The sequence below is a fragment of the Brevibacterium sp. HMSC07C04 genome (assembly GCF_001815905.1).
Classification (GTDB): domain Bacteria; phylum Actinomycetota; class Actinomycetes; order Actinomycetales; family Brevibacteriaceae; genus Brevibacterium.
On sequence record NZ_KV823246.1, the window covers coordinates 1 to 2,548 of the forward strand.

Below are 2,548 nucleotides of genomic sequence, written 5' to 3' on the forward strand. Positions count from 1 at the left end.
GGCGACGTCGGTGCCGGCGCCGATCGCGATGCCGACATCGGCCTGCGCCAGCGCCGGAGCATCGTTGACGCCGTCTCCGACCATGGCGACCTTCTTGCCCTCCTCCTGCAGGCGGGCGACCCGAGCCGACTTGTCTTCGGGGCGCACCCCGGCGAAGACTCGGTCGATGCCGAGCTCGCGGCCGACCTCGACGGCGACCGCTTCGGCGTCGCCGGTGATCATGACGACCTCGATGCCCAGCCTGTGCAGCGCGTCGACGGCATCGCGGGACTCCGGTCGAACCTCGTCGGCGAGCTTGAGCCCGCCGACCACCTGCCCGTCCCGGAGGACGTGGAGGATGATGGCGCCTTCGTCCCGCCAGTCCTCAGCGGTCTCGACCTCATCCTGGCCGGTCTCCTCGAGCAGCCGCGGTCCGCCCACGCGGACCTCGCGGCCGGCGACATCGGCGGTGACGCCGACAGCGGGCGATGAGCTGAAGCCGGTGCCGGCCTCAAAGGACAGTCCGCGCTCCTCGGCGGCTGCGACGATGGCCCGGGCAAGGGGATGCTCGCTGTCGGCTTCGGCGGAGGCTGCAAGGGAGAGCACTTCGTCGGCGTCGAGATCGCCGACAGGCTCGACGCGGGTGACGACCGGTTCGCCCTTGGTAAGCGTGCCGGTCTTGTCGAAGAGAACCGCATCGACCTGGCGCATGGACTCCATGGCCAGGCGGTCCTTGACGAGCACTCCGCCCCGAGCCGCGCGCTCGGTGGCGATCGAGACGACCAGCGGGATGGCCAGGCCCAGAGCGTGCGGGCAGGCGATGACGAGCACTGTGATGGTGCGGGTGACGGCGTCGTCCGGACTGCCGGCGATTGCCCAGACCACTGCCGTGATGAGAGCGGCCCCGAGGGCGAACCAGAACAGGAGGGCCGCGGCGCGGTCGGCGATCCGCTGGGCTCGCGACGAGGACCCCTGGGCTTCGGCGACGAGCCGGTTGATGCCGGCCAGGGCCGTATCGTCGCCGGTGGCGGTGATCTCCACGCGCAGGCCCGAGTCCGAGGCGACGGTGCCGGCGGTGACCGCATCGCCCTCGCCGCGGGAGACGGGACGCGATTCGCCCGTGATCATCGATTCGTCCATGTCGGCGCGGCCGTCGACGACGGTGCCGTCGGCGGGAACGCTGCCGCCCGGTCGGACGATGACGACGTCGCCGACCCTGAGCTCAGCCGGGTCGACGGTCACGACATCGTCGCCCTCGACGCGCTCGGCTTCATCGGGCAGGAGAGCGGCCAGGGAGTCCAGGGCGGACGTCGTCTGCGCCAGCGAGCGCATCTCGATCCAGTGTCCGAGCAGCATGATGACGATGAGCATCGCCAGCTCCCACCAGAACTCCAGCTCTCGGTCGACGAGGCCGAGGGTGGAGGCCCACGAGGCGAGGAACGCCACCGTGATGCCGAGGGCGATGAGCATCATCATCCCCGGGCTGCGGCTCTTTAGCTCGTCCCAGGCGCCGGTGAGGAACGGGATGCCGCCCCAGAAGTACATGACGGTGCCGAGCACCGCGGCGGCCCAGACGGCCCAGTCGGGCACCGAGTAGCCGATGAGCGCGGCGAACATCGGCGACAGGGCGACCACCGGGATCGCGATGACCAGGTTGATCCAGAACAGCCGGCGGAACTGGGCGACGTGATCGCCGTGCCCGCCGTGCCCGGTGTGGTCGCTGTGCCCGGTGTGGTGGCTGTGCTCGGCCTCGTGTGCGGAGCCGCCGTGGTGGTGTGCGCTGTGATCCGTCATCGCTCTCTGCTTCCCCTCAATCTGTCTGCTCTGCCCTCAGCGGTCTCAGGACTACGGCTTGATTTCGCTTTCGACAACCCACTTGTGGTTCTTCATCTTCGTGCCGTCGGCTTCGTAGTCGACCATGTAGACGGTTTCGTCAGTGGAGGATGCGATCGTAGCCTTCGCGCCCTTCATGCCCTCCATGTGCTCGGCTTCGAGGGTGACGTCGGCTCCGTCCTCGAGGCGCTCGTCGCCGGCGTCCTCAATCTCCTGCTGGACGACCCACTTGTGGTTCTTGACCGGATCGCCGCCGGTCGTCGGGGTGTAGTCCACCGCGTAGGTGTAGGTGTCGAATGCGCCGACGACGGTGGCCTTCGCGCCGTCCATGCCCTCCATGTGGTCAGCGGTGAGCGTCACGTCGGTCCCGACCGGGTACTTCGGAGACTCGGCCTTGTCGATGCCCTTCGGTGCGGGACCGCCGTCGGCTGGGTGGTCCGAGTGGTCGCCTGCGCTGTGGCTGCCCGCGGCGGTGTTCGTCGGGCTGCTGTCCTCTGCGGAATCGTCTGCTCCGGCGCCGCAGCCGGACAGGGCGAGGGCTCCTCCGAGGATTCCCGCGGTGACTGCTGTTGTGAGGCGCTGCTTCATGGATCTCCTTTCCTTCGGTCTGCGTCTTCGACGCTATACCCCTAGGGGGTATCCGTCAAGGGGTGGGGCGGATCTTCCCGGGCGGGCTGCGGACGCCGCGGCCGGCCGCCTCGGCGGCATCGCGATCGGCGCCGGCACCGACGTCGCC

The 2,548-nt window shown here is 69.4% G+C and carries 2 protein-coding genes; both read right to left on the reverse strand.

Annotated elements, in window-relative coordinates; translation table 11 throughout:
- The coding region (locus HMPREF3162_RS03270; RefSeq protein WP_070776907.1) for a heavy metal translocating P-type ATPase at positions 1-1,773 on the reverse strand (1,773 nt) is incomplete at its 3' end.
- Between the two features lie 51 nt (positions 1,774-1,824).
- On the reverse strand, positions 1,825-2,400 hold the full coding sequence (locus HMPREF3162_RS03275; RefSeq protein WP_070576917.1) for a YdhK family protein: 576 nt from the start codon (positions 2,398-2,400) through the stop codon (positions 1,825-1,827).
- Positions 2,401-2,548: the final 148 nt, after the last annotated feature.